At 71.8% G+C, this 23,952-nt stretch carries 20 protein-coding genes; 15 read left to right on the top strand and 5 right to left on the bottom strand.

All coding sequences use genetic code 11. The features are described from left to right. Positions 1-145 precede the first annotated feature (145 nt). Genes icmF through DJ010_RS08635 form a run of 4 tightly spaced genes read right to left on the bottom strand, consistent with a single transcriptional unit; the run spans position 146 to position 4,995 of the window. Positions 146-3,316, bottom strand: coding sequence for a fused isobutyryl-CoA mutase/GTPase IcmF (gene icmF, locus DJ010_RS08650; protein WP_109693272.1), 3,171 nt, complete (start codon positions 3,314-3,316; stop codon positions 146-148). Positions 3,317-3,370: 54 nt separating this feature from the next. Then, on the bottom strand, positions 3,371-3,883 hold the full coding sequence (locus DJ010_RS08645) for a low molecular weight protein-tyrosine-phosphatase (protein ID WP_245927381.1): 513 nt from the start codon (positions 3,881-3,883) through the stop codon (positions 3,371-3,373). A 2-nt stretch (positions 3,884-3,885) separates the two neighbouring features. Further along, on the bottom strand, positions 3,886-4,281 hold the full coding sequence (locus tag DJ010_RS08640; protein WP_109693271.1) for a phage holin family protein: 396 nt from the start codon (positions 4,279-4,281) through the stop codon (positions 3,886-3,888). 30 nt (positions 4,282-4,311) lie between these two features. Further along, on the bottom strand, positions 4,312-4,995 hold the full coding sequence (locus DJ010_RS08635) for a GntR family transcriptional regulator (protein ID WP_109693270.1): 684 nt from the start codon (positions 4,993-4,995) through the stop codon (positions 4,312-4,314). Between the two features lie 89 nt (positions 4,996-5,084). Between DJ010_RS08635 and DJ010_RS08630 the strand changes: the two genes are divergently transcribed. The 15 genes from DJ010_RS08630 (at position 5,085) to DJ010_RS08560 (ending at position 22,262) form a co-directional block, all read left to right on the top strand. Then, positions 5,085-6,005, top strand: a complete 921-nt coding sequence (locus DJ010_RS08630; protein WP_245927380.1) for a dimethylarginine dimethylaminohydrolase family protein — start codon at positions 5,085-5,087, stop codon at positions 6,003-6,005. 56 nt (positions 6,006-6,061) lie between these two features. Beyond that, a complete protein-coding gene (hisC, locus tag DJ010_RS08625) occupies positions 6,062-7,132 on the top strand; it encodes a histidinol-phosphate transaminase (protein WP_109693268.1) in 1,071 nt (356 codons plus the stop codon). A 63-nt stretch (positions 7,133-7,195) separates the two neighbouring features. Next, positions 7,196-8,251, top strand: coding sequence for a DUF2510 domain-containing protein (locus DJ010_RS08620; RefSeq protein ID WP_109693267.1), 1,056 nt, complete (start codon positions 7,196-7,198; stop codon positions 8,249-8,251). Positions 8,252-8,270: 19 nt separating this feature from the next. Next, positions 8,271-10,769 (top strand): circularly permuted type 2 ATP-grasp protein, encoded by a 2,499-nt coding sequence (locus DJ010_RS08615; protein WP_109693266.1) that lies wholly within the window; start codon positions 8,271-8,273, stop codon positions 10,767-10,769. 67 nt (positions 10,770-10,836) lie between these two features. Beyond that, positions 10,837-11,709, top strand: coding sequence for a transglutaminase family protein (locus DJ010_RS08610; protein ID WP_109693265.1), 873 nt, complete (start codon positions 10,837-10,839; stop codon positions 11,707-11,709). 98 nt (positions 11,710-11,807) lie between these two features. Continuing rightward, positions 11,808-12,137, top strand: a complete 330-nt coding sequence (locus tag DJ010_RS08605) for a hypothetical protein (protein ID WP_109693264.1) — start codon at positions 11,808-11,810, stop codon at positions 12,135-12,137. Positions 12,138-12,143: 6 nt separating this feature from the next. After that, positions 12,144-13,130, top strand: coding sequence for a zinc-binding metallopeptidase family protein (locus DJ010_RS08600; protein ID WP_109693263.1), 987 nt, complete (start codon positions 12,144-12,146; stop codon positions 13,128-13,130). Positions 13,131-13,192: 62 nt separating this feature from the next. Continuing rightward, on the top strand, positions 13,193-14,095 hold the full coding sequence (locus tag DJ010_RS08595; protein WP_109693262.1) for a DUF2510 domain-containing protein: 903 nt from the start codon (positions 13,193-13,195) through the stop codon (positions 14,093-14,095). A gap of 7 nt (positions 14,096-14,102) precedes the next feature. Next, positions 14,103-14,981 carry a hypothetical protein gene (locus tag DJ010_RS08590; protein WP_109693261.1) on the top strand — a complete coding sequence of 293 codons (879 nt, stop codon included), beginning with the start codon at positions 14,103-14,105 and terminating at the stop codon, positions 14,979-14,981. Between the two features lie 59 nt (positions 14,982-15,040). Then, positions 15,041-15,862: a hypothetical protein gene (locus DJ010_RS08585; RefSeq protein WP_109693260.1), complete on the top strand. Its 822-nt coding sequence runs from the start codon at positions 15,041-15,043 to the stop codon at positions 15,860-15,862. Positions 15,863-15,882: 20 nt separating this feature from the next. Continuing rightward, positions 15,883-16,809 carry a cation diffusion facilitator family transporter gene (locus DJ010_RS08580; protein ID WP_109693259.1) on the top strand — a complete coding sequence of 309 codons (927 nt, stop codon included), beginning with the start codon at positions 15,883-15,885 and terminating at the stop codon, positions 16,807-16,809. 219 nt (positions 16,810-17,028) lie between these two features. Continuing rightward, positions 17,029-18,186, top strand: a complete 1,158-nt coding sequence (gene pdhA, locus DJ010_RS08575) for a pyruvate dehydrogenase (acetyl-transferring) E1 component subunit alpha (RefSeq protein ID WP_109693258.1) — start codon at positions 17,029-17,031, stop codon at positions 18,184-18,186. Then, entirely contained in the window at positions 18,186-19,205 is a 1,020-nt protein-coding gene (locus tag DJ010_RS08570; RefSeq protein ID WP_109693257.1) for an alpha-ketoacid dehydrogenase subunit beta, read from the top strand. Before pdhA ends, DJ010_RS08570 begins: the two co-directional genes overlap by 1 nt. 3 nt (positions 19,206-19,208) lie before the next feature. After that, a complete protein-coding gene (locus DJ010_RS08565; protein WP_109693256.1) occupies positions 19,209-20,708 on the top strand; it encodes a dihydrolipoamide acetyltransferase family protein in 1,500 nt (499 codons plus the stop codon). Between the two features lie 84 nt (positions 20,709-20,792). Beyond that, positions 20,793-22,262, top strand: a complete 1,470-nt coding sequence (locus DJ010_RS08560; protein ID WP_109693255.1) for a serine/threonine protein kinase — start codon at positions 20,793-20,795, stop codon at positions 22,260-22,262. 196 nt (positions 22,263-22,458) lie between these two features. On the opposite strand, the gene DJ010_RS08555 is transcribed toward DJ010_RS08560, so the two are convergent. After that, positions 22,459-23,808, bottom strand: a complete 1,350-nt coding sequence (locus tag DJ010_RS08555) for an HNH endonuclease signature motif containing protein (RefSeq protein ID WP_109693254.1) — start codon at positions 23,806-23,808, stop codon at positions 22,459-22,461. Between the last annotated feature and the right edge of the window lie 144 nt (positions 23,809-23,952).

Here is a 23,952-nt window from a genome sequence, read left to right as displayed (position 1 = left end):
AACTCACGCCTGTCGGCAGCCGGACAGTGCGAGTTTGTGGCGGGTTGACGCTGAGTCGTGCGAGTTTGCGACGGATCGGCACCTGAGTCGTGCGAGTTTGCGACGGATCGGCACCTGAGTCGTGCGAGTTTGCGACGGGTCGGCGCTAGACGTTGCGGCGGTACTGGCCGCCGACCTCGAAGAAGGCTTCGGTGATCTGGCCGAGGGAGCAGACCCGCGCGGCGTCCATGAGTACGGCGAACACGTTGTCGCCGTTCGTGGCGGCGGCCTTGAGGCGGGCGATCACCTGCTCGGCCTCGGTGGCGTGGGCGGTGCGGAACGAGTCGACGCGCTCCAGCTGCGAGCGCTTCTCGTCCTCGGTGGCGCGGGCCAGCTCGACGTGGTCGGGGGTGCCGCCGTCGGAGTCGGGCATGCGGAACGTGTTGACGCCGATGATCGGCAGCGAGCCGTCGTGCTTGCGGTGCTCGTAGAGCATCGACTCGTCCTGGATCCGGCCACGCTGGTAGCCGGTCTCCATCGCGCCGAGGACGCCGCCGCGCTCGGAGATCCGGTCGAACTCGGCGAGCACGGCCTCCTCCACGAGGTCGGTGAGCTCGTCGACGATGTAGGAGCCCTGGAGCGGGTTCTCGTTGGTGGCCAGGCCCCACTCGCGGTTGATGATCATCTGGATCGCGAGCGCGCGTCGTACGGACTCGTCGGTGGGGGTGGTCACCGCCTCGTCGTAGGCGTTGGTGTGCAGCGAGTTGGCGTTGTCGTAGATCGCGCACAGCGCCTGCAGCGTGGTGCGGATGTCGTTGAACGCCATCTCCTGCGCGTGCAGGGACCGCCCGGACGTCTGGATGTGGTACTTCAGCTTCTGCGAGCGCTCGTTGGCGCCGTACCGCTCCTTCATCGCGACCGCCCAGATCCGGCGGGCGACGCGGCCGAGGACGGTGTACTCCGGGTCCATGCCGTTGGAGAAGAAGAAGGACAGGTTCGGCGCGAAGTCGTCGATGTCCATGCCGCGGGCGAGGTACGACTCGACGTAGGTGAACCCGTTGGCGAGCGTGAACGCGAGCTGGCTGATGGGGTTCGCCCCGGCCTCGGCGATGTGGTAGCCGGAGATGGAGACCGAGTAGAAGTTCCGGACCCCGTGCTCGATGAACCACTCCTGGATGTCGGCCATGCACCGCAGTGAGAACTCCGTGGAGAACAGGCAGGTGTTCTGGCCCTGGTCCTCCTTGAGGATGTCGGCCTGCACGGTGCCGCGGACGGTGCGCAGCGCCTCGGCCGGGTCCATGCCCTTCTCGCGGGCCTGGTCGATCACGGTGTTGAGGAAGAACGCCAGCACCGTCGGCGCGGGGCCGTTGATCGTCATCGACACCGACGTCGTCGGCGAGGTGAGGTCGAAGCCGTCGTAGAGCGCCTTCATGTCCTCGAGCGTCGCGACGCTGACGCCGGACGTGCCGATCTTGCCGTAGATGTCGGGTCGCTCCGCCGGGTCGCGACCGTAGAGGGTGACCGAGTCGAACGCGGTCGACAGCCGGGTCGCCGGCTGGTCCTCCGACAGCAGCTTGAACCGGCGGTTGGTGCGGAACGGGTCGCCCTCGCCGGCGAACATCCGGGCCGGGTCCTCGTTGTCGCGCTTGAACGGGAAGACGCCGGCGGTGAACGGGAACCGGCCGGGCAGGTTCTCGCGGCGCCAGAAGCGCACCAGCTCGCCGTCGTCCTCGTAACGGGGTACGGCGACACGCGGCACCATCGTGCCCGCGAGCGACTCGCGCCCGGGCTGCTTCTCGTACTCCGCGACGAGCGCCTCCCACCCGGCGAGCTGCTCGAGCACCTCGTCGGGCAGCGCGTCGCGCGCCTGGTCGAAGAGCTCGCTCAGCTCGGCGCGGGCCTCCTCACCCTTGACCTCGTCGACGACGAAGGACAGCCGCTGGGCGCGGCGGGCGGCCTGCACCAGCTCGTCGGTGCGGGCGTGGTAGTCGCGAACAGTGCCGGAGATGTCGGACAGGTAGCGCACCCGGTCGGCCGGAAGCACCTCCTGGATCCGGGTCGAGGTCTTGCCCTCGACGGGCGCGAGCGTCCCGTCCTCCACGGCCAGGCCGTGCTCGGTCAGCTGGTCGCGGAGGAACTGGTAGAGCGCGGTCACACCGTCGTCGGCGAAGGTCGCGGCCGAGGTGCCGAACACCGGCATGTCGTCGGGCCGCTGGCCGAACGCCTCGCGGTTGCGCACCAGCTGGCGGGCCACCTCGCGCTGCGCGTCGGCCGCGCCGCGGCGCTCGAACTTGTTGATCGCCACGGCGTCGGCGAAGTCGAGCATGTCGATCTTCTCGAGCTGCGAGGCGGCGCCGTACTCCGGCGTCATGACGTAGAGGCTGGTGTCGACGAACGGCACGACCGCCGCGTCGCCCTGGCCGATGCCGGGGGTCTCGACGACGACCAGGTCGAAGCCTGCGGCCTTGGCCGCGGCGATGACGTCGGCGAGGTGCTCGGGCAGCTCGTGCGCACCGCGGGTGGCGAGGCTGCGGAAGTAGACGCTGTCCCGGTCGAGGCCGGGGCCGTCGAGGTCGAGGCTGTTCATCCGGATCCGGTCGCCGAGCAGGGCACCGCCACCGCGGCGCCGGGTCGGGTCGACGGCCAGCACGGCGACCCGCACGTGGTCGCGCTGGTCCATCCGCAGCCGGCGCACCAGCTCGTCGGTGAGCGAGCTCTTGCCGCTGCCGCCGGTGCCGGTGATGCCGAGCACGGGCACCTGGCGCCGGGCCGCGGTCTCGCGGATCCGGGCCAGCGCGTCGCCGTCGACGGCGCCGGTCTCGATGCCGGTGATCATCCGGGCCAGCGCGGTGCGGTCGCCCGCCAGCACCCGGTCGGCGTCGGCGTGAGCGAGGCTCCACAGGTCGTGGTCGCAGTCGCTGACGACGGAGTTGATCATGCCGGGGAGGCCCATCCGCTGGCCGTCCTCGGGGGAGAAGATCGTGACGCCGGACCGTCGTAGCCGCTCGATCTCGTCGTGGACGATGACGCCACCACCGCCGCCGACGACCTTGACGTGGCCGGCGCCGCGCTCGCGCAGCTGCTCGACGAGGTACTCGAAGTACTCCACGTGGCCGCCCTGGTACGACGACACGGCGACCCCCTGGACGTCCTCCTCGATCGCGGCCTCGACGATCTCGGCGACCGACCGGTTGTGACCGAGGTGGATGACCTCGCACCCCTGGCTCTGGAAGATCCGCCGCATGATGTTGATGGCCGCGTCGTGGCCGTCGAACAGGCTCGAAGCCGTCACCAGGCGGATCGGGTGCTTCGGCTTGTGCAGGGGGGTGCGAACCATCGATCCACCTCAACTAGTTGGACGTCCTAGCAAAATAGTAGGACTTCCAAGTAGTTACCCCAAATCGAGGTCCCCCAGTGCGTCCACGAGGACGCCCGAGGTCCGCTCGACCATGGCCAGCACGGTCCCGAAGCCGTCGTCGCCGCCGTAGTAGGGGTCGGGCACGTCGGCTCCGGGCTCGGCGGGGTCGAACTCACCGTAGAGGCGGACCCGGTCGGGCTCGAGCTCCGCGCCGGCGAGCTCGCGCAGGTCGGCCAGGTTCGTGCTGTCCATCGCCAGCAGCACGTCGCACTCGGCGAACCAGGTGGCGCGGACCTGCTGCGCACGATGGGCCGACGGGTCGTACCCCTCGCTGCTCAGGAGCGCCGCCGCCCGACGGTCCATCGGGTTCCCGATGTGCCAGTCCCCGGTGCCGGAGCTGACCACCGTCACCCGGTCGTCCAGTCCCGCGGCGGCCACCCGGTCGGCGAGCACGACGTGGGCCATGGGGGAGCGGCAGATGTTGCCGAGGCAGACCAGGGCGATCCGGTAGGCGCCCGGGGTGCGGGGCGCCGGGAGGCTCGGCACGGTTAGTCGTCCTCGACCCCGACCAGGGCGTCGAGCACCCAGGTCGTGATGCTGATGATGATCGAGCCGCCGACCGCCGGCCAGAAGCCGTCGACGTGGAACCCGACGCCGATCGCGTCGGCGAGCCACGCGGTGAGCAGCAGCATCAGCGCGTTGATCACCAGCAGGAACAGGCCGAGCGTCAGCAGGATGAAGGGGATCGAGAGGATCGTCAGCACCGGCTTCACGAACGCGGTGACGATCGTCGCGATCAGCGCGACCCCGATCAGCGGGAGGAGCTTCTCCTCGAGCTCGGCCTGGCCGTTGGCCGGGCCCTCGAACCAGATCCCGTCCATGACCTGGGCCGCGAGCGCGAGGGCGACGCTGGTGATGAGCCAGCGGGCGAGGAACGCGAACATGCCGCCAGTGTGCCAGCGGTGTGATCGGCGTCAGGTCAGCGCCAGCGCCTCGACGATCTCGTCGGCCGCGTCGTCGATGTGGCGGCGCAGGAACTCGTAGGCCCCGTCGAGGTCGTCGTCCTCGAGCAGCCGCACCAGCGGCTCGTGGGACTCGGCCTGGTCGTGGGCGTTGCGGCGGACCCGGTCGACCTGCGCCAGCGCCAGCTTCAGCTCGTCCATCAGGCTCTCGGCCATCTGCACCAGGCGCGGGCTGCCGGCGAGCTCGACGAGGGAGACGTGGAACGCGAGGTGTCGCTCGTTGAGCTCCTCGTACGACGCCTGCCCGCTCCGGACCGCGGTCGTGTAGGCCTCGAGCGTCTGGCGTACCCGCTTGCGGGCGTCGTCGGTGGCGCCCGGCCAGGCACGCACGCCGGCGCCCTCGAGCACCCAGCGGGCCGCGCACACGTCGCGCACCGACTCCGCGCGCGGGGTCGCGACACTGACCCCGCGGTTGGGCTCGCGGGTGGCGAGACCCTCGGCTACCAGCGCCATCAAGGCTTCCCGCACCGTGGGGCGGGACACCCCGAGCGACTCGGCGAGCGCGAGCTCGCGCAACGGCGTACCGCTCTCCACCTCACCCTCGAAGACCGCCCGCCGCAGCTCCGCGGTCACCCGCTCCACGGTCGAGGCGTGCTCGACGCTGAGGGAGTCGAACTCGTGGTGAGCGGTCGGCATCTCCCTATTGTCGCGCACCGGTCGCATCCCTGTATGCTGTCTCATTGTCAGATTGTCTGACAATCTCGGGCAACGCGAAGGGAGTGGGAATGACGCTGGAGTGGGGCCGTCACTACGCGATGGTCGAGCCGTCGCAGTTCCGGGTGGACTACGCGATCAACCCGTTCATGGACCCTGCCGTCCAGCCCGATCCCCAGCTCGCCACGGCCCAGTGGCAGCACCTGGTCGAGACGCTCCGCTCGCTCGGCTCGACCGTCGACGTCGTCCCGGGCCGGGCCGACAGCCCCGACATGGTCTACGCGATGAACCTCGGTCTCGCGATCCTCCGCCCCGAGTGGGAGGGCGCCGGTCGCCGGTCGATGGTGATGTCGCACATGCGCTTCCCGCAGCGGCGCAACGAGACCCCGAGCGCGCAGCGCTGGTTCGAGACCCACGGGTTCGCGACGTCGTACGTCGGGCGCGAGGGCGTGGGTGCCCACTTCGAGGCCGGCGACGCGTTCCCGTTCGGGGGCGACCTGGTCGTCGGCGTCGGTCCGCGCACCGACGAGCTCGCGCTCAAGCACCTCGCCGCCGACCTCGGCGTCACCGTCCGCGGCGTGAAGATCACGCACCCCGGCATGTACCACCTCGACCTCGCGTTCTGCCCGCTCGACGAGCGCCGCGCGATCGTCTGCCCCGACGCGCTCGAGCCCACCTCCGCCGCGGCGCTGCTGGCACTCGTGCCCGAGCCGCTGGTCATCACCGAGGAGGAGGCGATCGGCACGCTGTGCGCCAACTCGGTGGTCGTCGGCCGCACCGTGGTGATGCCCGCCTGTCCGCCGCGCGTCCGCGAGCAGCTCGAGGCCTGGGGCTTCGAGGTCGTGCTCGTCGACGTCTCCGAGTTCCACCTCGGTGGCGGCTCGATCCGCTGCCTCACCAACCCGCTCGACATCACCCTCGGCCGCGAGCTCGAGGCGGTGCCCGGTGGTCGGGTGGTCGCGCCCCCGGCCGAGGAGGGCTTCGCCGCGTAGGGTCTCGATACGCCCTCGCCCTAGCGGCTCGGGCTACTCGACCACCGGGAGGTCTCATGGTTCAGCCGCTGCCGCACGTCCGCGAGATCCCTCCCTACGTGCCCGGCCGCCCGCCGGAGGCGCGACCGGGCCTGACGACCTACAAGCTCTCGTCGAACGAGAACCCCTACCCGCCGCTGCCGGGCGTGCTGGGCACGGCGACGCAGGCCGCGGAGGCGATGAACCGCTACCCCGACATGGGGTGCACGGCGTTGTACGACGCGCTCTCGACGAAGCTCGACGTGTCGACCGACCGGCTCGCCGCCGCCACCGGGTCGGTCGCGCTCATCTACCACCTGCTGGCCGCCTACTGCGGGCCCGGCGACGAGGTGGTGCACGCGTGGCGGTCGTTCGAGGCCTACCCGATCGCGATCACCGCGGCGGGCGCGACCGGCGTCCAGGTGCCGGTGACCGCCGACGGCCGCCACGACCTGGCGGCAATGGCCGCCGCCGTCACCGAGCGCACCCGCGTCGTCCTGCTCTGCACGCCCAACAACCCGACCGGTCCGGCGCTCTCGCACGCCGAGACCGCCGGCTTCGTCGCGGGCGTCCGGGACGACGTGCTGGTCGTCGTCGACGAGGCCTACCTCGAGTTCGTCCGGATGGCCGACCCGGTCGACGGCCTGGCGCTGCTGCGCGACCACCCCAACGTGGTGCTGCTGCGCACCTTCTCCAAGGCCTACGGCCTGGCCGGGCTCCGGGTCGGGTACGCCGTCGCGGCGGCCGACGTCGCGAGCGCGCTGCGGGCGGTGGCGCTGCCGTTCGGCGTCTCCTCGATCGCCCAGGCGGCGGCCGTCGCCTCGCTGGCCCACGAGGTGGAGCTGCTCGCCCGGGTCGACGCGCTGGTCGGCGAGCGGGACCGGCTCGTCGCGGGCATCACCGCGGCCGGGTGGACGGTGCCCGAGCCGCAGGGCAACTTCGTCTGGTTCGACCTCGGCGACGCCGCCGCCGACTTCGCCGCGAGGGCGGCCGATGCCGGGCTCGCCGTACGTCCGTTCGCGGGGGAGGGAGTGCGGGTCAGCGTGGGCGAGCCGGAGGCCACCGACCGGCTCGTCGAGATGCTCGAGAAGGAACCGCCCCCCGCCTGATCGACCGCGGTGCTCGAGATGGCTACGGTTTAGCCAACCCTGACCGATCCTCGAGGAGTCCCGGTGTCCGGAGAGACCCCCAGCCAGCCCGGCTGGTACCCCGACCAGAACGGCACGATGCGCTGGTTCGACGGCGCGTCCTGGACCGATCACGTCCAGCCCGGTGCCGGTGGGTCCGAGGCCACCGTGGTGCAGGCCGGTCCCGAGCCGACCGCGCGCTTCGAGCAGCAGCCGGCTTGGCAGGGCGGCCTCCCGCCGGCGAGCCCGCCGCCGCCCTCCGGTCCTCCGTCGGGACCGCCGCCTCCCGCCGGACCGCCCGCCGGACCGCCACCCGGTTCGCCGTACGGCGCCGTGCCCCAGCCCTCGTTCCCCGGCGGTCCTGGTGGCCCCGGCGGCCCCGGCTACGGGAGCCCCGGCTACCCGCCGCCCTCCTCCGGTGGCAACAGGAAGCTGCTCATCATCCTGGCGATCGTGGGCGCGATCGTCCTGGTCGCCGTGCTGGCGGTCGGCTCGTGGGCGATCTTCGTGCGCGACAGCGATGACGACGACAACGGCCGCGACAGCAGCGGCGAGAACGGCTCGTTGCCCGACGAGGGCCCCGAGGAGGTCGTCGAGGCCTACGTGCAGGCGATCAAGGACAATGACTGCCAGGCGGCCCTCGACCTGCTCAGCGAGAGCTTCATCGCCGAGGAGGACGCGAACTGCGACGACGAGACCGACTTCATGACCGACGAGGAGTTCGACTACGAGGTCGGCGAGACGACGATCGACGAGGACGCTGAGACGGCCACCGTCCAGTTCCGCGTGATCGCCGACGGCTTCGAGGAGGAGGTCCCGATCGGCCTGGTCGTCGAGGACGACGAGTGGAAGATCGATTCCTTCGAGGTCGCCGACACCACGACCGACGGCCCGACGGACGCGCCGTCGACGGACCTGCCGACGGACCTTCCGACCGACATCCCGACCGACCTGTCGGACTTCCCGTCGGACTTCACCGACTTCCCGACCGACTACTCCGACTACCTGTCGGACCTCCCCACGGACTTCCCGACGGACCCCTCGGAGCTGGAGTCCTACCTGTCCGACTACTTCTCCGAGTTCCTCACCTTCACCGGCTGAACGGAGAAGGCGGTCGGACGTGCCGGTCCTCCAGGAGTACGTCGCTGCGCTGACCCAGCCGATGCTGGGCGGCGGCGCGACCCGGTACGACGAGGTGGTCGGACCGGACGGGCTGCTGCGCCCGCCCTGGAAGCGGCTGGCCGCGGTCGTCGCCGGCATCGGCGCCGAGGAGCTGCAGCGGATCGACGACCAGATCGTCCGGTTCCTGTCCGACGACGGCGTCACCTACTCGCGGCCCGGCGAGCGGCCGACCGCGTGGCGGCTCGACCCCGTGCCGCTCGTCGTCGACGCGGTCTCCTGGCGCGAGGTCGAGGTCGGCCTCGCCCAGCGCGCCGAGCTCCTCAACGCCGTCCTCGTCGACCTGTACGGAGAACGCACGCTCCTCCGCGACGGGGTGGTCCCGGCCGCAGCGGTCCTGTCGCACCCCGGCTTCGTGCGGGTCATGGCCTACGGCTCGCGCGACGACCCGCGCCCGCTGGTGGTCAGCGCGACCGACCTCGGCCGCGACGCCGAGGGCACGTGGCGGGTGCTGGGCGACCGGGCCCAGGCGCCGTCCGGGCTGGGCTACGCGCTGGAGAACCGCAAGGTGCTCAGCCGGGTGCTGCCCGAGCTCTACCGCGAGGCCGACCTGCACCGGGTGTCGCCGTACCTCTGGGCGTTCCGGTCCGCGCTGCTCCAGTCCGCGCACGGCGAGCTGCCCGACCCACGGGTGGTCGTGCTGACGCCGGGCACCCACTCCGAGACCGCCTACGACCAGGCAGCGCTCGCCACCAACCTCGGCTTCCCACTGGTGCAGGGCAGCGACCTGACCGTGCGCGACGGCTGGGTGCTGCTCAAGTCGCTGGGCCGGCTCGAGCGGGTGGACGTGATCCTGCGCCGCGTCGACGCGGCCTGGTGCGACCCGCTGGAGCTGCGCGGTGACTCGCAGCTGGGCGTGGCCGGCCTGGCCGAGGCGGTACGACGCAACCGGGTCCGGGTCGTCAACGGGCTCGGGGCCGGCGTGCTCGAGAATCCGGCCCTGCTCGCCTACGCGCCGGCGATCTGCGAGCACCTGCTGGGGGAGTCGCTGCGGCTGCCGACCGTCCCCACCTGGTGGTGCGGCGACCCGGACGCCCTCGCCCACGTGCTCGACCACCTGGACGAGCTCTCGGTGCGCGCCCTCGACAGCGTGCCGTCGCCGGTCCTCGACACCCGTCCCGAGGTCCTCACCCGGCGGATCCTCGCCGCGCCCCATCTCTACGTGGCGCAGGAGCGGCTTCCTCTGTCGCAGGCCCCGACCTGGAGCGACGGCCGGACCGCCGGCCTCGCCACCCCGCGACCGGTGAGCGTGCGGGCGTTCACGGTGCGCTACGGCTCGTCGTACCGCACCCTGCTCGGCGGCCTCGGCAACGTGCTCGACGTCGCCGGTAGCAACCGGGTCGTGGCCAGCAAGGACGTCTGGGTGCTGAAGTCCGGCGCAGGTGAGCCGGACCAGGGGCTGGCCGAGGTGCTGCCGGTCAGCAGCGGCCGGTCGCTGCCGGCGACGGTGCCGCGGGTGCTGGAGGACATGTTCTGGGTCGGCCGGTACGCCGAGCGCGCCGAGGACCTGCTGCGGCTGGTGCTGGCCGCGCACGTGGTGGTCGAGGACTACCGCAGCCGGCCGCGCACCGGCGGCGGCCTCAGCCTGCAGATCGTGATGGGTCTGCTCGCCCGGATCGCCGGCCGCCATCCGCAGGCCGGCGACGGTGATCACGACTACGACGCCGAGTTCCGCTCGCTGCTGCTCGACGTGGACCGGACCGGGTCGGTGGCCCAGTCGGTGGAGGCGCTGCGGGATGCGCTCTCCGGGGTCCGCGACCAGTGGTCGGCCGACGTGTGGCGGATCTTCGGCGTGGTCGACCGTGCCCGCGCGACGATGGCCGAGGACCCCGGCAGCCACCAGGCCGCCGAGTCGGCGGGCCGGATGCTCACCGGGGTGCTGTCGCTGGCCGGCGTCACCGCCAACATGATCCGCGACCCGGGCTGGCACATGATCAGCGTCGGCCGCTACGTCGAGCGGGGCCAGCAGCTGCGGCACCTGCTCACGGCCCTCACCGAACGGCACGGACTCGACGTCGACCGCGAGGTGCTCGCTGCCGTGCTGGCTGCGGCCGAGAGCTCGGTGACCCACCGCCGCCGCTACCGCGACCACGTGCGCCCCGCCGGCGTCCTCGACCTCCTGCTGAAGGACCCGGACAACCCGCGGTCGCTGGCGTTCAGCCTCGCCCGTGCCGCCGAGCACCTCGCCGCCGTCCCGGCCTCGACCGGGTCGACCCGCCCGGAGCGGTTGCTCGCCGCGCTGGTCACCGAGCTCGAGGAGACCGACGTCGCCAGGCTGGTCGCCATCGGCGGCGTCGACCGCCCCCACCTCGTCACGTTCCTCGACTCCCTCGGCGCCCGGCTGGACCGGCTCGCCGAGGCGGTCGCCGACCTCCACTTCGCGACCGGACCGGCGCCGCGGCGGTTCGGGTCACTGCCGATCCTGGAGGAGGTGCCTTGAACACCCCACGACGTTCTTCGCCTCCCCCGCTCCGCTCCTCCGACGAACAACGCCGCGGCGACCCCAGATGAGGTACCGGATCGAGCACCGCACGACCTACACCTACGACGACGACGTCACCGACAGCCTCGGCATCGCCTACCTGGTGCCGCGCCGGCTGCCGTGGCAACAGGTCGGCCACTACCGCGTCGAGGTCACGCCCGCCCCGGCCGACACCGCGCGCGACGAGGACTACTACGGCAACGAGCTCACCTACTTCCAGGTGGTCGAGCCGCACCGGGAGCTGGTCGTCGTCGGCACCGGCGACGTCGAGGTCGCGACGCCGACCGTCGACCGCGGGCTGCTCGACCGGCCGTGGGACGGGCTGCTCCCGTTGGCCCGGCCGGACCTGCCGGGTGCCTGGCGCGCGACCGACCTCGCACTGCCGAGCGCGTCGGTGCCGTCCCACCCCGGCGCGACGGAGTACGCCGCGGAGTCCCTGCTCCCCGGCCGCCCCGTCGGCGAGGCGGTGGGCGAGCTGATGCACCGGATCCACGCCGACTTCGAGTACGACGGCACCGCGACCACCGTGACGTCGACGGTGCCCGAGATCCTGGCCAAGCGCGCGGGCGTCTGCCAGGACTTCGCCCACTTCACGCTGTCGTGCCTGCGCTCCCACGGCCTCGCCGCGCGCTACGTCAGCGGCTACCTCGCCACCGAGCCGGCACCCGGCAAGGAGCGGGTCGTCGGTGCGGACGCGTCGCACGCCTGGGCCGCGGTCTGGCTCGGCGACGACGACTGGCTGGCGCTCGACCCGACCAACGACCAGTGGCAGAACGACCGCTACGTGACCGTCGCCTGGGGCCGCGACTACGGCGACGTGCCGCCGGTCAAGGGCGTCATCTTCACCGAGGCCCGGCACTCCCGGCTCGAGGTGTCGGTCGACGTCGCTCCGGCCTGACGCGGGTTCCGCGTCCGTCCTCGGGGTAACGGTCGGTCGCAAGGAGGATTTCTGATGATTCGGTGGACAGATGCGACTCGGCTGAACAGGCTGGTGCCATGAGCCAGCCTCCGTACGGCGCACCCCCGCCCCAGCCCGGTCAGCCCCAGGGCTACCCGCAGCAGCCTGGCTACCCGGCGGCCCCGCCGCAGGGCTACCCGCCCCAGCCCGGAGCGGCCGCGCCTCCGCCGTACCTCCAGGGCGGGGCGCCGGCCGCGGCGCCGGTGGGTGCCCCGGTCGGCGCGCCCGGCGGCTACGGCTACGGACCCGCCCTCCCGCCCCCGCCGCCCAGCCAGAAGCGCACCATCGGCTTCCTCATGGGCCTGGTCACGGCGATCGTGCTGATCGGCTTCCTCGTCCTCGCGCTCGTCATCAGCAAGGTCAACTGACGCCGCGTGAGGTCCTTCCGCTGCCGGGTCTGCGACAGCGAGCTGTTCTTCGAGAACTCCGCATGCGTGACGTGCGGGTCCGCGTTGGGCTTCTCGCGTGAGGAGCGGGCGATCGTGCCCGTCGACGCCGAGGGGAGGTACGTCGACGCGAGCGGTCTGGTCTGGCACCGCTGTCGCAACCGGCTCCTCAACGGCTGCACCTGGCTGGCGCGCTTCGAGGGGGGCCAGTGCTCGGCCTGTGACCTGACCCGGACCCGTCCCAACGACGCCGACACCCAAGGGCTGGCGCAGCTGGCGCGGGCCGAGGCGGCGAAGCGCCACCTGGTCGTCGAGCTCGACGCGCGCGGCTTCTCCACCGAGGGCCTGGCCTTCGACATGCTCTCGAGCACGAGCCTGTGGAGCGAGGGCGTGGTGATCGGGCACGCCGACGGGGTGGTCACCATCGACGTCGCCGAGACCGACGACGCCCGGCGCGAGCGGATCCGCGCGGAGCTCGGCGAGCCCTACCGCACGATGCTCGGCCACCTGCGGCACGAGGTCGGCCACTTCGTGCAGTACCGGCTGGTGACCGGCGGCGACCTGCTCGAGCGCTACCGGGAGCTGTTCGGCGACGAGAGCGCCGACTACCAGGCGGAGATCGACCGGCACTACGCCGAGGGACCGCCGGAGGGGTGGGAGGCGTCGTACCTCTCGGCCTACGCGACCATGCACCCCTTCGAGGACTTCGCCGAGACCTTCGCCCACTACCTGCACATCTCGGACACCTGCGAGACCGCGGCGGAGCAGGGGCTGGTCACGGTGGCGCCGGCCGCGTTCGGGAGCTTCCGCGACCTGGTGCGCGGGGTGTGGATCCCGTTGGCGATCGCGCTCAACCAGATCAACCGCAGCATGGGCAAGGACGACGTCTACCCGTTCGTGATCCCGGAGCCGGTGCTCGACAAGCTCGACTTCGTCGCCCGCCTGGCGTTTGCGGGCTCCGGCGACATGCAATGATCACCGGCACTGCCGCTCGGTGACTCCACGGGGCGGATCCCCGACCTCCAGGAGCGTTCGCGATGTCCGACCCGAACCAGCCCTCGACCCCTCCGGGGTGGTACCCCGACGGCCAGGGCGGCCAGCGGTGGTGGGACGGCAACCAGTGGACCGAGCACACCCAGCAGGGCGGTTCTGACGCTCCGGCCGCGCCGTCGGCCCCGTCAGCCCCGGCCGGTCCGGGCGGCGACCTGCCGACCCAGATCGCGCCGAACCGCGCGGCCAACTACCCGCAGCAGCCGGGCCAGCCCGGCCAGCCCGGTCAGCCGCAGCAGCCCCAGCAGCCGTCGTACGGCGCCCCAAGCGGTCAGCCGGGTCAGCCGGGCCAGCCGGGTCAGCCGGGCTTCGGTCAGCCGCCGTACGGCGGCGGTCAGCCTCCGTTCGGCGGCAGCGGGCCGGGAGGCGGCAGCGGCTCGGGCGGCGGCAAGGGCAAGCTCTTCGCGATCATCGGCGGCGCCGTGGGTGCGCTGCTGCTCGTCGTGATCCTGGTCATCGTGCTGTTCAACGTCATCGGTGGCGGCAGCCCCGAGGACGTGGCGGGCGACTACCTCGACGCCACCGCCGACGGTGACCTCGAGGAGGCGTGCGAGCTGTCGTCGGAGGACTACCAGAAGGCCAAGCTCGACGAGCTCTCCGCCGACGGCTGCGGCGACGTCGAGGACGCGGTCGCGCAGCAGTTCGAGGACCAGGGCGTCCCCGGCTACGAGGACTACGACGACTTCCTCGACGACATCGACTACGAGTACGAGATCGGCGACGTCTCCGAGAAGGAGGAGACGGCGACGGTCGAGTACACCTACACCGTCACCTACACCGGCGACGACGAGGAGTTCGGCGACTTCTTCAACGAGGAGGACCAGGACGCCGAGCTGAAGCTGGTCAAGGAGGACGGCGACTGGAAGGTCGACGCCGACAGCGGCAGCTGACCCTCCCATGAGGCACGCGTTCGTCGCCTTCGCGGTGGTGCTGTCGACGCTGGTGGTGCCGATCGCCGTCACGGCGACCTGGCTCTCGCTGCGCGTCGACGACACCGACGCCTACGTCGACGCCGTCGCGCCGCTCGCCGACGAGCCGGAGCTGCGTGCGGCGCTGTCCCGCGAGCTCGCGCAGGCAGCCTCGGCATCGGTCGCGGAGCGGGTGCCGGGCGCGGGCGCCTTCGACGGCGTGATCCGCCGGATGACGCAGGACGTGGTCGCGAACGACGCGTTCCCGGAGTTCTGGCGGGAGGCGAATGCCAAGGCGCACCGCGAGTTCCTGGCGATCGTCCACGAGCGCGACGCCGACGTGGTGGCCGACGGCTGGGTGTACCTCGACATCGGCCCGCTCCTCGACGAGGTCCTGGCCGACCTGGTCGGGGTGCTGCCGGTGGCGGTCGAGCTGCCGTCCCGGCCGGTGCTGGTGCCGGTGGTGCCGGAGAGCGAGCTCGAGCGGGGCCGCGGCGCCTACCAGGTGCTGGACTTCCTGGCGGTGTGGGCACCGCTGCTGTGGCTGGCGCTGGTCGCGCTCGCCGTCCTGGTCGCGCCGGGGGTTCGGGGCCGGCTGCGCACCGCCGCGCTGTGCGCGTTCGGTGCGGCGCTGGGCGGCGCGATCGCCCTGCTGCTCGAGGCGCCGGTGACCGACCTGGTCGCCGACCGCGCCGAGCCGGAGAATCAGGACCTGGTGCGGCTCATCGTCGAGGTCGTGACCGCGAGCCTCGGTGACACCGCGCTCGTGGTGGTCGTCGCAGGCCTGGTGGTGGGGAGTGGTCTGCTGGTCGCCTCGTTGCTGCCGGGACTGCGCGGGCGGGCCGATCGTCGTACTGCTCATCCCTGAGGACGGTTCGTGGGCAAATGAGCCACGAAGGGGTGCCGCTGCCCCTTAGCCTTCACCCCGTGAGCAACCAGTACCCCGGCCCTCCGGGCCAGCCCGGCCAGCCCGGTCAGCCCGGCGGCGTCCCCCCGGTCCCCCCGACCCAGGTCGCCCCCGGCGCCGTGCCGCCGCAGCAACCCGGACCGCCGCAGGGCTACCCCCAGCAGCCCCAGGCCCCGTACGGCGCGCCGCCGCCGGGACCCGGAGGCGGCTACCCGCCGGCCGGTCCGCCGCCCTTCGGCGCGCCGCCGACCGGCGGCGGTGGCGGCAAGAAGACCGGCCTGATCCTCGCGATCGTCGGCATCGTCGTGCTGCTCATCGTCGGGGCCGTGGTGCTGTTCGTCGTCGTGCTCGGCGGCGACGACGATGACGACGAGCCGAAGAAGAAGGTCACCCAGACCATCACCGCGGACACCTCGTCGCCCACCGACGGCACGAGCACCGACGTCCCCACGGACGTCGTCACCGACCCCTCGACCGACATCTCGACCCCGACGACCACCGACACCGGCGACGCGCCGACCGAGGACCCGGAGATCACCGCGCGGGCCTACCTCGACTCGCTCGTCGAGGGCAACTGCCTCGCGGTCGAGGGCCTGTCGACCCCGGAGTGGTGGCAGGCGACCTTCGGCACCCAACGGGCGTGCGAGCGCGAGTCGCGCAACTCGGCCGAGATGTCGACCGCGGTGTACAACTCCTTCGAGGCGCCGGTCGACAACGGTGACGGCACGGTCACCCTGGTGGCCGACGTGACCGACTCGAGCGACAACACCGACTACACGGTGACCTGGATCCTGACGCCCGACGGCGACACCTGGCTGGTCAGCGCGTTCAACCTGGTCTGACGCCTGGGACAATCGCCCGCATGGGCGCAGGTCACGGGCACGGCCACGGGCACGCCGCCTCCCGGGCAGCGGACCGCAGGCGACTGCGGTGGGTGCTGCTCGTCACCGGCAGCGTGCTCGTGGTCGAGCTCGTCGGCGCCTGGCTCACCGGCTCCCTCGCGCTCCTGGCCGACGCGGGCCACATGGCCACGGACGCGGGAGCGGTCGTGCTCGCGCTGGGAGCGTCGTACGTCGCCGCGCGGCCCGGTGGCGCGCGCTCGACCTTCGGCTACCACCGGGTCGAGGTGGTCGCAGCGCTCGTCAACGCGGTGGTGCTGCTCGGCGTCTGCGGCTACCTGGCGTGGACCGGCATCGGCCGGCTGAGCGACCCGCCCGAGGTCGACGGCGTCGGCCTGGTCGGGTTCGCGGTCGTCGGCCTGCTCGCCAACGCGGTGGCGCTCACCGTGCTCGCCGGCGGTGACCGCGACTCGCTCAACCTGCGGGGCGCTCTCAACGAGGTGTTCGCCGACCTGCTCGGGTCGGTGCTGGCGGTCGCGGCCGGTGTCGCCATCCTGGTCGCGGACTGGCAGCAGGCCGACCCGGTCGCCTCCCTCCTGATCGCGGTCATGATCCTGCCGCGGGCGGTGCTCCTGATCCGCGACTCCGGCCGGGTGCTGCTCGAGATCGCGCCCGCCGACCTCGACCTCGACGACGTCGTGCACCACCTCGCCCACGCGCCCGGGGTGGTCGACGTGCACGACCTCCATGCCTGGACGATCACCAGCGGGATGACCAGCCTGTCGGCGCACGTGACCGTGCGCGACGACGTCCTCGACCAGCGGGGCGTCGGCGCCGTCCTCGACGCCCTCGACGAGTGCGTGGCCACCCACTTCGGCGTCCAGCACACGACCTTCCAGGTCGAGCCGGAGTCGCACCGCGAGCACGAGGACCTGGGCGAGATGCACTGACCGAGCAGCAGGCTCGCGAGTAGTTGGACACCCGATAGTCGGACTTCCGAATATCGGGCTTCCTAGCTGATTGGTCGGCGTCGAATCGAGAAGCTAGCGTGAGCGCCGCTACGATTGTGGCCCCGCTCACATGGCCGCACCACCCCCGTGGCCAGTGCTCGGGACAGACCGGCCACCGGACGGCGGAGACCCCGCGGTCCGGCGACACGAAGGAGTGCTGTGACTCATCAAGACACTGGCTTCGGGCCCGACCTCGTGGAGGTCTTCGGTCCCAAGCACGAAGACGGCGGTCCCGAGCTCATCCAGCTGCTGACGCCCGAGGGCGAGCGGGTCCACCACCCCGAGTTCGACATCGACTTCTCCGCCGAGGAGCTGCGCGGCCTCTACCGCGACATGGTGCTGGTCCGGCGGATCGACGTCGAGGCGACTGCCCTCCAGCGACACGGTGAGCTCGGCATCTGGGCGCAGCTGCTCGGCCAGGAGGCGGCGCAGATCGGCGCCGGCCGCGCCCTCCGCAAGCAGGACTTCGTGTTCCCGACCTACCGCGAGCACGGCGTGGCCTGGTGCCAGGGCCTCGACCCGCTGAAGCTGCTCGGCCTGTTCCGCGGCGTCGACCACGGCGACTGGGACCCGGCCGACTACAACTTCAACCTCTACACGATCGTGATCGGCGCGCAGACGCTGCACGCGACCGGCTACGCGATGGGCATGCAGCGCGACGGCGTGGTCGGCACCGGCGACCCCGAGCGCGACGCCGCCGTACTGGCGCACTTCGGTGACGGCGCCAGCTCGCAGGGCGACGTCAACGAGTCGTTCATCTTCGCCGCGTCCTACAACGCCCCGGTCGTGTTCTTCTGCCAGAACAACCAGTGGGCGATCTCCGAGCCGATCGAGCGGCAGAGCCGGATCCCGCTCTACCAGCGCGCGCTCGGCTTCGGCTTCCCCGGCGTCCGCGTCGACGGCAACGACGTGCTCGCGACGTACGCCGTCACCAAGGCCGCGCTCCAGCGGGCCCGCGACGGGCAGGGCCCTTCGCTGATCGAGGCGTTCACCTACCGAATGGGCGCCCACACCACGACCGACGACCCGACCCGCTACCGGCTCTCCGACGACGTCGAGCGCTGGAAGCTCAAGGACCCGATCGCGCGGCTCGCGGTCTACCTGCGCCGCAACGCGCTGGCCGACGAGGCCTTCTTCGCCGACCTCGAGGCCGAGGCCGACACGCTGGGCCACACCCTCCGCGAGGGCTGCAAGTCGATGCCCGACCCGAAGCCGCTCGACATCTTCGACCGGGTCTACAGCGAGATCCCACCGGAGCTGGCCGCGCAGCGGGACGGCTTCGCCGACTACCTGGCGACGTTCGAGGGGGCGCACTGATGGTCTCGACAGGCTCGACCAGCAACCAGGGCTCGACCACCCATCAGAAGGTGACGCTCGCCAAGGGCCTCAACATGGGGCTCCGCAAGGCGATGGAGGCCGACGACAAGGTCCTGCTGATGGGCGAGGACGTCGGCAAGCTCGGCGGTGTCTTCCGCATCACCGACGGCCTGCAGAAGGACTTCGGCGAGGACCGCGTGATCGACTCGCCGCTGGCGGAGTCCGGCATCGTCGGCACCGCGGTCGGCATGGCGATGCGCGGCTACCGGCCGGTGGTGGAGATCCAGTTCGACGGGTTCGTCTACCCGGCGTACGACCAGATCGTCTGCCAGGTCGCCAAGCTGCACTTCCGCAGCCAGGGTCGGATCAAGATGCCGATGGTCATCCGGATCCCGTTCGGGGGCGGCATCGGCGCGGTCGAGCACCACTCCGAGTCGCCCGAGGCGCAGTTCGCGCACACGCCCGGCCTCAAGGTCGTCGCGTGCTCCAACCCGGCCGACGGCTACTGGATGATCCAGCAGGCGATCGCCCACGACGACCCGGTGATCTTCCTCGAGCCGAAGCGGCAGTACCACGCCGACAAGGCCGAGCTCGACGAGAGCGCGGAGCCCGCACCGCTCTTCACCTCGAGGGTCGTGCGGTCCGGCAGCGATGCCACGCTGCTCGCCTACGGCCCGACCGTGAAGACCGCGATGAAGGCGGCCGAGGCGGCCGCCGGTGAGGGCACGTCGCTCGAGGTCATCGACCTGCGCACGCTCTCGCCGCTCGACATGGGTCCGGTCTACGACTCCGTACGACGCACCGGCCGCGCCGTCGTCGTGCACGAGGCCCACGTCAACCTCGGGATGGGCGCCGAGCTGGCTGCTCGCATCACCGAGGAGTGCTTCTACTCGCTGGAGGCACCGGTGCTCCGGGTGGGCGGTTTCGACACCCCCTACCCGGCGTCGCGGTTGGAGGAGGAGTGGCTCCCCGACCTCGACCGGGTGCTGGACGCCGTCGACCGCAGTCTGGAGATGTGACCCGTGCCCGAGTACCTGCTTCCCGACGTCGGTGAGGGCCTGACCGAGGCCGAGATCGTCACCTGGAAGGTGAAGGTCGGCGACGTGGTCGCGGTCAACGACGTGGTCGTCGAGATCGAGACCGCCAAGTCGCTGGTCGAGCTGCCCTCGCCGTACGCCGGCGCCGTCACCGCGATCCTCGTCGCCGAGGGCGAGACCGTTCCCGTCGGCACGCCGATCATCGCCATCGGGGTCTCGACAGGCTCGACCACCGGAGGGGAGGCTCCAGCCGGCTCCGGTGGCGCCGACGGACCGATGGACATCGACCTGTCCAACCCCGCCGCCAGCGGTGGCGGCGAGGGCGAGTCGCTGGTCGGCCGCACCAAGGCCGAGCGTGGCGCGACCCGCCGGGCCCGGCGTCCGCTCGCGGAGGCCGCCGGCGTCCGCACCGCGCTCGCCGACGTGCACGACGTCTTCAACCAGAACGCCACCGACCAGCACGCCAAGGTGGCGGGCCTGGTCTCGACCGTCGCCGAGGACGCGCAGGTGCAGGCCCGGGCCGCGGGCGAGCCGGTCCCGGACAACGGGTCCGCAGTCCCGGCCGACCCTGCCGCCCCCGCCGGCGCGACCGGGGACGTCCGGACTCTTGCCAAGCCGCCGGTGCGCAAGCTGGCGAAGGACCTGGGCATCGACCTGCGCTCGCTCACCCCGAGCGGGCCCGGTGGGGTGGTGACCCGCGCCGACGTCGAGTCGGCGGCCGGCTCCCCGGTGGCCGAACCCCCCGCCGCTGCGCCTGCACCGAGCCACGTGTCCGCGCGATCCGGCGAGCGGGAGACCCGCGAGCCGATCAAGGGTGTGCGCAAGATGATGGCCTCGGCGATGACGGAGTCGGCGTTCACCGCGCCCCACGTCACCGAGTGGGTCACCGTCGACGCGACCGCGACGATCGAGCTGGTCGCCCGGCTCAAGGAGCGCCGCGAGTTCAAGGGCGTCAAGGTCTCGCCGCTGCTGGTGTTCGCCCGCGCGGTGCTGCTCGCGATGCGTCGTACGCCGATGATCAACTCCTACTGGGACGAGGCGGCCGGCGAGGTCGTGGTCAAGAACTACGTCAACCTCGGCATCGCGGCCGCCACGCCGCGTGGCCTCGTCGTGCCCAACGTCAAGGACGCCGACGGCCTCGGGCTCGTCGACCTGGCGCGGGAGCTCGAGGCGCTCACCGCGACCGCCCGCGAGGGGAAGACGCAGCCGGCGGACATGGCCGGCGGCACCTTCGCCATCACGAACGTGGGTGTCTTCGGGGTCGACGCGGGCACGCCGATCATCAACCCCGGCGAGTCCGCGATCCTCTGCATGGGCGCCATCAAGCCCAAGCCGTGGGTGGTCGGCGACGAGATCGTGGTGCGGCAGGTGACGACGCTCGCGCTGTCGTTCGACCACCGGCACATCGACGGAGCCACCGGGTCGCAGTTCCTCGCGGACGTCGCCGGCATCGTCGAGGACCCGGCGACGGCTCTCCTCTTCTGAGACCACCACTCTGAGACCCGCTGCCCGCGGGGCTTTGTGGACGGGCAGTGGCTACGAGCCTGCCCGGAGCGGTAGGAACGAGGCGTGTCCACGCCGACGGCAGGTTTCCCCGAGCCGGGCCGGCGGATCGGCCCCTACGAGGTCGTCCGCCGGCTCGGCCAGGGCGGCATGGGCGTGGTCTACGAGGCCGTGGACACGGTGCTCGGCCGCAGGGTCGCTCTGAAGGTCATCACCCCGCACCTCGCGAGCGACCCGGCGTTCCGGGTGCGGTTCACCCAGGAGGCGCAGGCCCAGGCCTCGCTCGACTCACCGCACGTGGTGCAGGTGTTCGCGCACGGCGAGGCCGACCCTTCGGCAGGCTCAGGAGGGACCGGCGCGCTGTACATCGCCTCGCAGCTGATCCCCGACGGCGATCTCGGCGCGATGGTCAAGGCGTCCGGACCGCCGCCGCCCGGCGTTGCGCTCGACGTCATCGCGCAGGTGGCGGCCGGCCTCGCGGACGCGCACGCGGCCGGGCTGGTGCACCGCGACATCAAGCCGGCCAACGTGCTCCTCCGGATCCGGGGCGAGGAGGTCTCGGCGTACCTTGCGGACTTCGGCATCGCTCGCCGGACGGACATCGACCCCCAGCACAGCCAGACCCTGTCGACCCAGGGCTTCGTCGTCGGCACGCCGAGCTACATGGCGCCCGAGCTGCACACGGGCGGTCGGCACGGCACCGCCTCCGACGTCTACTCACTCGGATGCCTGCTCTGGGCGGCACTGGTCGGTAGTGCGCCGTACACGGGCACGACCGACTACCAGCTCGTCAACGCGCACGTCTCGTCCCCGGTCCCGCAGCTCGCTGCCGGTGGGGCCTTCGAGTCCGAGGTGAACCGGATCCTCCGCACCGCCATGGCCAAACAGCCCGGAGAGCGCTACCCGTCGGCCGCCGGCATGCGGGACGACCTCCGCCGCGTCCTGCGCAGCCACCCCGCACCCGCCTCGGTCCAGGTCGGCGGTGGCGCCGTCGGTGGCGCCGTCGGTGGCGCCGGCGGTGACCCGGGTCCGTCGTACGCGCCCTACACGCCGGCGCCTCATCTCTTCGCCGGCAGCGAGCCCGGCGGCCGCGGTACCGGCCTGCTCGTCGGCCTCGGCCTGGCCCTGGTCCTGCTCGTCGTCATCGGCGTGGTCGTCGCCGTCGCCGTCGTCAGCAGCGACGGCGACGACACCAGCGCCGACGCCTCCGCCCGCCCTGCGACCGAGAGCACCGACGGCTCGACCGACGTCCCCACCGGCGGGGACGACCGCACGTCCGACGAGCGCACGGCGGCCGACAGCATCGCCCGCGCCCTTCGCGCCGACGCCAACTTCGCCGGCCTCGACGCCGAGTGCACCGCCCGCCGTCTGGTGGAGGACAAGGGGGTCGACGAACTTCAGCAGCTCGGCGTCCTCAACGACGACCTCGAGTTCGTCGGCGACATCGACCCGGCCAGCAATCCGCAGGTCTTCGCCGACATCATCAGCATCAGCGTCACCTGCGTGTTCGAGTCGATCAGCATCCCGACCGGCTGACGCCCGAATGTCGACCAGCCCGCGCTTCGGTCGTCGAGGAGCCCGCGCTCGGCGCTACTCGACGACCGAGGGGTCGCCCACGGCGCTCGGTGCTACTCGACGACCGGGGCGCGCAGGGCGCGCGGCGCTACTCGACGGGCGATGACCCGTGCGCATGCCGATGGCCCCGCCAGTGGCGGGGTTCGGGGCGGGGCAGCTATCGCTCGGGCGGGCTGGTGCCGGTGAGCTGGTGGGTGCCGGTCGGATCGACGAGGTAGGTTCCGGAGTCGAGGGTCCAGTGGTAGGTCCCGGGGTGCAGCATCCGGTACGACGCTCGGTCGGCGGTCTTCATCCGGTGATGGCCTCGACACAACGGGGCGAGGTTGCACGGACAGGTCGATCCACCCTCACCATGCGGGTCGACGTGGTCGAGGTCGCAGGATGCTGCTGGTTTCGTGCAGTGGGGGAAGACGCAGTGGTGGTCGCGTTCGGTCACCTGGCGGCGGAGACGGTCGGGGATCTCGTAGGAGTCGACGGGCTGGCAGCCGGCCAGGTCGACGACCGGCCTGACGAGGACGGTGGTGCCCGGGAGGTTGAGCCAGGTCTTGATCTGCTCGGGGCTGATCGGGGTCTGGGTGTTCCCGAGGCGGCCGACGGCCTGGTCGTTCGCACTCAGGTGGAGGACGAGCTCGGTCTTGCGGCCGGGGACGGTCCTGGTGATCTCCCCGGTGTCGGGGTCGACGACGTGCAGGTCGAGCATCAGGTCCTCGCGGGCGATCTCACCGAGTGCCTTGGCGCGGCGGACGTCGAGAGAGTCCTCATCACCCATCTGGCCGAGGAACGTGGCCCGGCGGGAGAGGGCGTTCTCCAGGTCGATCGCATCGGCGATGTCGAGGGTCGCGGAGACGTTCGCGGTGCCGTCGACCCCGACGTGGTCGAGGCCGGTGTCGACGTGGCGGTGATCCAGAGCCTGCCGGCGCTTCTCTTCGGCGGTCTCGGGGGCGAACCGGACGAGGGCTTCTTCGATGAGTCGGTCGAGCTGGGTCCAGGTGCAGCCCTGTGCGCTGAGGGCGAGCTGGCGGTCCACGAACCCAGCAGCTTCCTGGCACAGGGACCGGGTGTGGTCGGCGATCCGGAGCGCTTTCCAGACCGGCACGGCACCCTCGAGCACTCGGGTCCAGGTCTTCGGGAGACGGTGGGCAAGCTCGACGACCTGGCCGACGTAGGAACGGCCCGAATCGATGGAGCGGCCGAGGAGCGCGGAGAGCTCCATGACCGCGAAGTCGCTGACCAGGGGTGCGCCGGGGCCGGCGACCGGGAGACCGGTGTCCAGGCCACGCTCGGTCAGCGTGGCGGCATCGGCCTCGTCGTCGACCACGTGCTCGAGCGCCCATTCGGCGATGTGGCGGATCTTGGCGATCTCACGGTCGCGGATGACCTGCTCGTCGCGACGGATCTCGGACAGCAGCTCCTGGGACCGCGTCAGCACGACCGGCGCCAGCGCCTCCTCGGCCTCTGCGCCCAGCGGGGCGGGGAGGTCGAAGAGCGGTGCGGTCCCGAGATCCATGACACCTATTCAACATGGGACCACCGACACTACGAAGTGCGCAGGACCCGCCTGTGGACAGGGATTCTCCACGGACTGTTTGTGGACGAATGGTGGTGCCAGGTCTCTGCCGCAACCACAGGGAGCACCTCAGGCCTCCCGTCA

It is taken from the genome of Nocardioides silvaticus (genome assembly GCF_003160695.1).
GTDB lineage: Bacteria > Actinomycetota > Actinomycetes > Propionibacteriales > Nocardioidaceae > Nocardioides > Nocardioides silvaticus.
The sequence above is the reverse complement of the archived record's forward strand: the minus strand, read 5'-3'. Positions and strand labels throughout refer to the sequence as shown.